Raw genomic sequence first — 8,464 nt, forward strand, 5'->3', positions numbered from 1 at the left:
TTAAGTTACAATAGGCGAACATCCTGCCATTCACTTTCTTGCTGAGTGAATGCAGAGCCGATAGATAAGTGTGGAGATACAAGTTTGATAAGTGTTTTCCTTGTAGATGATCACGAACTGGTTCGCACAGGGATACGACGTATTATTGAAGACGTCCGTGGAATAAATGTAGCAGGGGAAGCTGATAGTGGCGAAGACGCTGTAAAATGGTGTCGTAATAATCATGCTGACGTGGTGCTAATGGATATGAATATGCCTGGCATCGGTGGTATGGAAGCAACCAAGAAAATCTTGCGCCTAAATCCAGACGTTAAAATCATCGTTTTAACCGTACATACTGAAAACCCGTTCCCAACGAAAGTCATGCAAGCTGGGGCTGCTGGGTATTTAACCAAAGGGGCTGCACCCGATGAGATGGTCAATGCCATTCGAGTCGTCAATAGCGGCCAGAGATACATCTCACCTGAAATTGCGCAGCAAATGGCACTAAGCCAATTTTCACCGGCTTCAGAAAATCCATTTGCAGATTTGTCCGAGCGTGAGCTTCAGATCATGATGATGATCACCAAAGGTCAGAAAGTAACGGACATTTCAGAACAGTTAAATTTGAGCCCTAAAACAGTCAACAGTTATCGCTACCGTCTTTTTTCTAAATTAGATATTAGCGGTGATGTAGAACTGACTCACCTAGCGATTCGTCATGGAATGCTGGACACAGAGAAGTTGTAGTGCCGAGTTTTGATTCCGTATCCTTTTTAAAAACAGTAACTAATCAGCCTGGCGTTTATCGTATGTATAACGTTGAGGCTGAAGTTATTTATGTTGGTAAAGCAAAAGACCTCAAAAAGAGGTTGTCGAGTTATTTTCGTAAGACGATCGATAGCGAGAAAACTCGCGCACTGGTTACTCACATCGACAAGATAGATGTGACGGTGACTCATACCGAAACCGAAGCCCTCATCCTTGAGCATAATTACATTAAAAAGTACTTACCTAAGTACAATGTATTATTGCGTGATGATAAATCTTATCCCTATATTTTTATTAGCGGTCATAAACATCCGCGCATCTCGATACATCGTGGTGCTAAAAAGCGCAAAGGTGAATATTTCGGCCCCTACCCAGATTCTGGGGCGGTTCGAGAAACGCTGCATTTACTCCAAAAGATATTTCCTGTTCGTCAGTGTGAAGATTCGGTTTACAGTAACCGAACTCGCCCATGCCTGATGTATCAGATTGGACGCTGTGCAGGACCTTGTGTCAGTTCAGTGATTTCCGATGAACAATACTCTGAACTTGTTAATTTGGTGCGCCTCTTCTTACAAGGTAAAGATCAGCAAGTGCTGGAAACCTTAGTCAGTAAGATGGAGCGGGCGAGTGCCGCATTAAAGTTTGAAGATGCCGCAAAGTTTCGCGATCAAATCCACGCAATTCGTCGAGTACAAGAACAGCAATACGTGTCTGACGACAGCATGGAAGATATGGATGTGCTCGGCTTTGCTCAAGAAAATGGTATTGCCTGCGTTTATATTTTAATGATACGCCAAGGCAAAGTGCTCGGTAGCCGCAGTCATTTCCCTAAAGTGCCACACAATACGACACAAGAAGAAGTGTTCGATAGCTTTTTGACTCAATACTATTTGAGTCACAATGAGGCTCGCACCATTCCAACTCGTATCATTGTTAATTCAGGTTTGTTTGAAGATGTGTCGGCATTACAAAATGCACTGACAGAGGTCGCTGGGCGAAAAATTCATTTCCATGTCAATCCAACCGGAATTCGTGGGCGTTATCTCAAACTTTCCAATACCAACGCACTAACCGCGATTACGACCAAGATCAACCATAAAATGACGATCAGCCAGCGCTTTAAAGCGTTGCAAGAAGAACTGGACATGGAATCTATCCAACGAATGGAATGTTTTGATATTTCCCATACGATGGGGGAGAGCACGATTGCATCATGCGTGGTGTTTAATCAAGAAGGACCGGTGCGTCAGGAATATCGTCGCTACAACATTACGGGAATCACCGGTGGCGATGATTATGCGGCGATGGGACAAGTCCTCGAACGTCGCTACTCTAAACAGTTAGAAGTGGATAAAATCCCTGATATTATCTTTATCGATGGTGGTAAAGGGCAGTTAAATCGAGCTTATGAGATTTTGCAGCAGTGTTGGGAAGATTGGCCCAAGAGGCCGCGTTTAATCGGTATTGCGAAAGGGGTAACCCGTAAGCCAGGGTTAGAAACCTTGATTACCACCGATGGTCATGAATCACATTTACCTAGTGATGCGCCAGCATTACATTTGATTCAACACATCCGGGATGAAAGCCACAACCACGCTATAGCGGGACACCGTGCGAAACGTGGTAAAACACGCCGAACCAGTACGTTGGAAGGCATTGAAGGTGTTGGACCAAAACGTCGCCAGGCGTTGTTAAAATATATGGGGGGATTACAAGAACTTAAACGAGCAAGTGTTGAAGAAATAGCCAAAGTACCAGGGATTAGCCATTCTTTGGCAGAAAACATTTATCAGGCATTGAAACCATGATGAAAATGCCGCAACATAAACGCGCTACCGATAAGAGCTTACAATTATGCGTTTGAACATTCCGAATATTCTTTCATTAATACGACTTTTTCTCATACCAGTTTTTGTCGTAACCTTCTATCTTCCCTTTAGTTGGGGACCATTTGCTGCTGCCATGGTGTTTTGGGTGGCCGGATTTACCGATTGGTTAGATGGGATGTTAGCGAGAAAACTGGGCCAGACTTCTCGTTTTGGCGCGTTTATCGATCCCGTCGCCGATAAGGTGTTGGTCGCGACGGCGTTAATTGTTATCACAGAACATTACCACACTATTTGGATTACTATTCCTGCAGTGACTATGATTGCTCGTGAGATTATCATTTCAGCATTGCGTGAATGGATGGCCGAAATAGGCAAACGCTCGAGCGTGGCCGTATCTTGGATTGGTAAAGTAAAAACACTGACCCAAATGTTTTCACTTTGGGTGCTGATTTGGCATTACGACAATTGGATGGTTTGGGTAGGTTATATTGCCATTTACGTGGCAACAGTGCTGACCTACTGGTCAATGGTCCAGTACCTGATGGCTGCGAAAGATGATCTCTTGAGTGAAGACAGTATGTAAATCGGTTTAATACACCTATTTTATAAAAAGACGGACAAGGTTCCGTCTTTTTTCGTTTAAGTGGTTCATACAAGGCTGATCTTTTCACGCTACGGTTCAGTTATTTTGATTTAGTGTGACTTATCTCTTGGAAAATTCGGTTATTTTTGCTCTGAATTTAACCGAAAACAGCCTCTTTGGCTGTAAAGTAGCCAAACGACATAAAATTGAAAAAAATTCTGTTGACTCGCTGCATCGAATCCGTAGAATGCATTCCCGTACTCAGGAGCAAGGCGATAAACGCCAAGCTTACTGAAGTTACGAAGGCGCGTTGGCAGAGGGGCTATGCAGCGGATTGCAAATCCGTGGACCTCGGTTCGACTCCGGGACGCGCCTCCATTTGCGACACTAGCTCAGTTGGTAGAGCGCAACCTTGCCAAGGTTGAGGTCACGAGTTCGAACCTCGTGTGTCGCTCCAAATAAAAAGATATGGAACATAAGTTCGGTATCAGATGGTGTTTTACTTTTTCAGTAAAGGCATCGCAACAGAATTGCGTGCCCTGGTGGTGGAATTGGTAGACACAAGGGATTTAAAATCCCTCGGCGTTCGCGCTGTGCCGGTTCAAGTCCGGCCCGGGGCACCATCTATACAAGGTAACGATAACATCGTTACTATGCGACACTAGCTCAGTTGGTAGAGCGCAACCTTGCCAAGGTTGAGGTCACGAGTTCGAACCTCGTGTGTCGCTCCAAACATTGAAGCCCTGACTTTTCGGTCAGGGCTTTTTCGTATATGAAATAAAGTAAGTAACAAGACGTTCTGAGCGTCATTACAGGGCAGGTTGAGGTCACAAAGCGTTTTCATATCTTGGTGAATAAAACTAAAGCTGTTTCTCCATCCACACGTCACATCCGTTATGTTCAGTGCCCGCTTTAGGAGATACTAGGCGATTAAACCCCAGTGACTCATATAATTTGATCGCGCTTGTCATGGTTTTGAGCGTATCGAGATAACAGGACTGATAACCTTGCTCTTTAGCAAAGTCCAAACAGGTTGATGCGAGCTTACGGCCTAGACCGGACCCACGAGTTTCAGCGAGAAGAAATAACTTTCGTAATTCACAACAGTCTGGCTCACTGCCAAATTGGGCAATACCGCCGCCGCCGACCACTTTTCCATCGATTAATGCAATAAAATACTGGCTACCTTGATCGGGGTGGTAATGTTCACTCATCGCCAACACTTCATCATCTGAGGGGCCAAATCCATCCCCAATTGCACCGAATTCAGCACCAACTTGCTGAATTATCTTACAAATCGCAAGGTTGTGACTTGAATCAATGGGAATTATTTCTAGTTGCATATGATCTCCGTATCCAGAAAACAGAAAATTGGGTGGACGTTTAATTTCGACTCTTCATTACGTGAGTCAAAAAGAGTATCGACAAAGGTTAGCAGTTACGTGATTTAACAATCTACTCTTTTTTGTCTCGATAGTGGTTAATGAGTGGCCGAAATTAGGCTTTGGCGCGCATTTCATTTGGCTTTAACTGCCGCTTTCGGTACTATGTACAGCTATTTGAAATACCCCAAGAATCCCTTACGGTCAACCTATCGGGTACCCGTCTGGACACTCTGTCGGGACCCTTGGAACTCGCTCTTGAGTTCCTAAAGGAAACTGCTCATTAGCAGACGAGGAAACAATGCAACATCTACAAGAGATTATTGCTAACGCGACCGCTGCCATCGAGGCTGCTGAGTCGTTAGTCGCACTCGATGAAGTGCGTGTTCAGTATTTGGGCAAAAAAGGTGAGCTAACTGCTCAACTGCAAAGCCTAGGTAAATTGCCACCTGAAGAGCGCCGCACTGCTGGTCAGGAAATCAACAAAGCTAAAGGCGCGGTTCAACAAGCGATCGTAGCGCGTAAAGACGCTCTGCAACGTGCTGAACTAGAAGCGAAATTGGCAGCAGAAACGATCGATGTGACTTTGCCTGGTCGTCGTATCGAAAATGGTGGTTTACACCCTGTCACTCGTACAATCGAACGTATTGAAAGCTTCTTTGGTGAGCTAGGCTTTACCGTTCAGTCTGGCCCAGAAATTGAAGATGATTTCCATAACTTCGATGCTCTGAACATTGCACAAGATCACCCAGCACGTACTGATCACGATACCTTCTTCTTTAATCCTAAGTTGATGCTTCGTACTCACACTTCAGGTGTACAGATTCGTACGATGGAAAACAATCAGCCACCATTGCGTTTTATCGCACCTGGCCGTGTTTACCGTAACGATTACGACCAAACTCATACTCCAATGTTCCACCAAGTAGAAGGTATGTTGGTTGACGAGAAAGTAAACTTCGCTCAGCTAAAAGGTATCTTGAACGACTTCCTATGTAACTTCTTTGAAGAAGATTTAGAAGTTCGATTCCGTCCTTCTTACTTCCCATTCACAGAGCCTTCTGCAGAAGTGGACGTGAAAGGGAAAAACGGTAAATGGTTAGAGGTTCTAGGTTGCGGTATGGTTCACCCGAACGTACTTCGCAGTGTAGGTATCGACCCTGAAAAATACTCTGGTTTCGCATTTGGTATGGGCGTTGAACGTCTTACTATGTTGCGTTACGGCGTAAACGACCTTCGTGCATTCTTCGAAAACGATCTTCGTTTCCTCAAACAGTTCAAGTAATCAGGGGCCCCAAAGAGGGATAGAAACACTATGAAATTCAGCGAATCATGGCTTCGTGAGTGGGTTAACCCTGCGGTGACAACTGACGAGCTTACTCATCAAATTACAATGGCTGGCTTGGAAGTCGATGACGTACTTCCTGTAGCGGGCGACTTCACAGGTGTGAAAGTGGGTAAAGTTGTGGAATGTGCACAACACCCAGACGCAGACAAATTGCGCGTAACTAAAATCGATATCGGTGCTGAAGAGCTGCTGGATATTGTGTGTGGCGCGCCAAACTGTCGTCAAGGTATCAAAGTTGCTGTTGCAACGGTTGGTGCCGTTCTTCCTGGTGATTTTAAAATTAAAAAAGCAAAACTTCGCGGACAACCTTCGCACGGTATGCTGTGTTCATTTTCAGAGCTAGGAATCGATGTTGAATCTGATGGCATCATGGAATTGGCGGAAGATGCAGTACTAGGGACTGATTTCCGTGAATTCTTAGGTCTTAACGATGTAACTATCGATGTTGACTTAACGGCTAACCGCGCAGACTGTTTCAGTATTCGTGGTCTAGCTCGTGAAGTGGGCGTATTAAACCGTGCAGACGTGAACGCTCCAGAAACATCACCAGTACCAAGCACTATCGACGATACTGTTTCAGTTGACGTTCAAGCGCCAGCTGCATGTCCTCGTTACCTAAGCCGCGTAGTTAAAAACGTAAACGTGAAAGCGTCTACGCCAATGTGGATGCAAGAGAAATTGCGCCGTTGTGGTATTCGTTCTATCGATCCTATCGTTGACGTGACTAACTACGTGATGCTTGAACAAGGTCAGCCAATGCACGCATTCGATCTTGCGAAGATTGAAGGTGGCATCGTCGTTCGTTTAGCCGAGCAAGGTGAAAAACTGACGCTACTCGACGGTACTGAAGCTGAACTCCAAGAAGGTACACTTGTTGTTGCTGATAAAGCGAAAGCACTGGCTCTTGCAGGTATCTTTGGCGGTGAACACTCAGGTGTAAGCAGTGACACTCAAGACGTATTACTTGAATGTGCATTCTTTGCGCCAGCAGCGATTCGTGGTCGTGCACGTGAATACGGGTTGCACACTGATTCTTCACTTCGTTTTGAACGTGGTGTGGATTTTGATCTGCAATACGCGGCAATGGAACGTGCAACTCAGCTATTGATTGATATCTGTGGTGGTGACGTTGCTCCTGTTAATGCAACAGAAGCAAGCGCAGAATTGCCAACAGCAAACACAGTGTCACTGCGTCGCACTAAACTGAATGACCTTTTAGGCCATCATGTTGAAGATGCTGACGTCGTAGAGATTCTAGAGCGCTTAGGTCTTTCTGTAGAAAGCACTGATGCAGGTTGGACTGCAACCGCACCAAGCTGGCGTTTTGATATCGCGATTGAACAAGATCTTGTAGAAGAAGTTGGCCGTATTTACGGTTACGACAATATTCCAAACCAAGCGCCTGTTGCTGGCTTGAGCATGAACTTGCACAAAGAAGCAAACTTGCCGCTTAAACGCGTACGTGATCTACTTGTTGACCGTGGTTACCATGAAGCAATTACTTACAGCTTCGTTGAACCAGAACAACAAAAATTGATCGTGCCTGATGTTGAACCTTTAGTATTGCCTAACCCAATTTCTGCAGACATGTCTGCAATGCGTTTAGGTCTGATCCAAGGTCTGCTCAACACGGTTGTACGTAACCAAAAACGTCAGCAACCACGTGTTCGTTTATTTGAATACGGTTTACGCTTTACTCCAGATGAAGCGGCTGAGAACGGTATGCGTCAAGAACCAATTCTTGCGGGTGTGATTTCTGGTACGTTGAATGACGAACACTGGAATATTAATACCGCGACCGTTGATTTCTTTGATCTTAAAGGTGACCTAGAAGCGATTCTCGATCTTACCGCGAATGATAAAGCTTACAGCTTTACCGCAGTAAAACACCCAGCTCTTCATCCGGGTCAAGCGGCAGCTATCCTTGTTGACGGTAAGCAAGTGGGCGTTATCGGTACGGTTCACCCTGAACTTGAACGCAAATTTGGTCTAAACGGCCGCACTGTTGTGTTTGAAATCGAGTGGAATGCGATTGCGACTCGCGTGATTCCTGAAGCAGTTTCATTATCTAAATTCCCATCGAACCGTCGTGATATCGCAGTAGTGGTTGATGATACGGTTGCTTCTGACGCGATTGTTCAAGCGTGTGTGGCTGCTGGTGGTGAATTGCTAAAAGATGCGAAACTGTTTGACGTTTACGTGGGTCAAGGTGTTGAGGATGGTAAGAAGAGTCTTGCTATTGCTCTGACACTACAATCAACAGAACGTACTCTAGAAGAAGCAGATATTTCTACTGCCGTTGATGCTATTGTTGCTCACGTCGGTGAGAAATTTGGTGCATCTTTGCGCGATTAATTGTTATCTATACCGCAAATTTGAAAAACAGGCTCTTATCAAGAGCCTGTTTTTTTATGTCACAAGCGCAGAAAAAGTGTCGCAACTGTTAGAATTATGTCAAGTAACCCCATGATTTATTAGAGAAATTAAAAATTTTGATCGCATCGAAAAATTGACATTTCGTTTTTTAATAATATTTTATTCTAATAAATAACACTTATGTAGGGTAATTATC

Annotated in this window: 6 protein-coding genes and 4 tRNA genes; 9 read left to right on the forward strand and 1 reads right to left on the reverse strand. The window is 44.7% G+C overall.

What is annotated here, in order from left to right; all coding sequences use genetic code 11:
• Positions 1-84 precede the first annotated feature (84 nt).
• The 7 genes from uvrY to F9817_RS10980 all read left to right on the forward strand — a co-directional run bounded on the left by uvrY (position 85) and on the right by F9817_RS10980 (position 3,893).
• Positions 85-729: a UvrY/SirA/GacA family response regulator transcription factor gene (gene uvrY, locus F9817_RS10950; protein WP_161155437.1), complete on the forward strand. Its 645-nt coding sequence runs from the start codon at positions 85-87 to the stop codon at positions 727-729.
• Positions 729-2,558: an excinuclease ABC subunit UvrC gene (gene uvrC / locus F9817_RS10955; protein ID WP_161155439.1), complete on the forward strand. Its 1,830-nt coding sequence runs from the start codon at positions 729-731 to the stop codon at positions 2,556-2,558. Before uvrY ends, uvrC begins: the two co-directional genes overlap by 1 nt.
• 46 nt (positions 2,559-2,604) lie before the next feature.
• The gene (gene pgsA / locus F9817_RS10960; RefSeq protein ID WP_161155441.1) at positions 2,605-3,162 is read left to right on the forward strand and encodes a CDP-diacylglycerol--glycerol-3-phosphate 3-phosphatidyltransferase; all 558 of its coding nucleotides are present in this window, start codon (positions 2,605-2,607) and stop codon (positions 3,160-3,162) included.
• A gap of 304 nt (positions 3,163-3,466) precedes the next feature.
• Positions 3,467-3,540, forward strand: a tRNA-Cys gene (locus F9817_RS10965).
• Between the two features lie 3 nt (positions 3,541-3,543).
• Positions 3,544-3,619: transfer RNA gene (locus F9817_RS10970), tRNA-Gly, on the forward strand.
• Positions 3,620-3,698: 79 nt separating this feature from the next.
• Positions 3,699-3,785, forward strand: a tRNA-Leu gene (locus tag F9817_RS10975).
• A 32-nt stretch (positions 3,786-3,817) separates the two neighbouring features.
• Positions 3,818-3,893: transfer RNA gene (locus F9817_RS10980), tRNA-Gly, on the forward strand.
• A 129-nt stretch (positions 3,894-4,022) separates the two neighbouring features.
• On the opposite strand, the gene F9817_RS10985 is transcribed toward F9817_RS10980, so the two are convergent.
• The gene (locus F9817_RS10985; RefSeq protein WP_161155443.1) at positions 4,023-4,505 is read right to left on the reverse strand and encodes a GNAT family N-acetyltransferase; all 483 of its coding nucleotides are present in this window, start codon (positions 4,503-4,505) and stop codon (positions 4,023-4,025) included.
• A gap of 340 nt (positions 4,506-4,845) precedes the next feature.
• Here F9817_RS10985 and pheS point away from each other — a divergent pair, with 340 nt between their 5' ends.
• Both pheS and pheT read left to right on the forward strand, forming a co-directional pair.
• Positions 4,846-5,829: a phenylalanine--tRNA ligase subunit alpha gene (pheS, locus tag F9817_RS10990; protein WP_161155445.1), complete on the forward strand. Its 984-nt coding sequence runs from the start codon at positions 4,846-4,848 to the stop codon at positions 5,827-5,829.
• A 30-nt stretch (positions 5,830-5,859) separates the two neighbouring features.
• On the forward strand, positions 5,860-8,247 hold the full coding sequence (gene pheT, locus F9817_RS10995) for a phenylalanine--tRNA ligase subunit beta (protein WP_161155447.1): 2,388 nt from the start codon (positions 5,860-5,862) through the stop codon (positions 8,245-8,247).
• The last annotated feature ends 217 nt before the right edge of the window (positions 8,248-8,464 follow it).

This window comes from Vibrio eleionomae (genome assembly GCF_009874545.1).
Classification (GTDB): domain Bacteria; phylum Pseudomonadota; class Gammaproteobacteria; order Enterobacterales; family Vibrionaceae; genus Vibrio; species Vibrio nitrifigilis.

What these genes read in the sequence shown, in the direction of transcription:
- pgsA (WP_161155441.1), top strand. Translation starts at nt 2,605, where the DNA reads ATGCGTTTGAACATTCCGAATATTCTTTCATTAATACGACTTTTTCTC.
- F9817_RS10985 (WP_161155443.1), bottom strand. Translation starts at nt 4,505, where the DNA reads ATGCAACTAGAAATAATTCCCATTGATTCAAGTCACAACCTTGCGATT.
- pheS (WP_161155445.1), top strand. Translation starts at nt 4,846, where the DNA reads ATGCAACATCTACAAGAGATTATTGCTAACGCGACCGCTGCCATCGAG.
- pheT (WP_161155447.1), top strand. Translation starts at nt 5,860, where the DNA reads ATGAAATTCAGCGAATCATGGCTTCGTGAGTGGGTTAACCCTGCGGTG.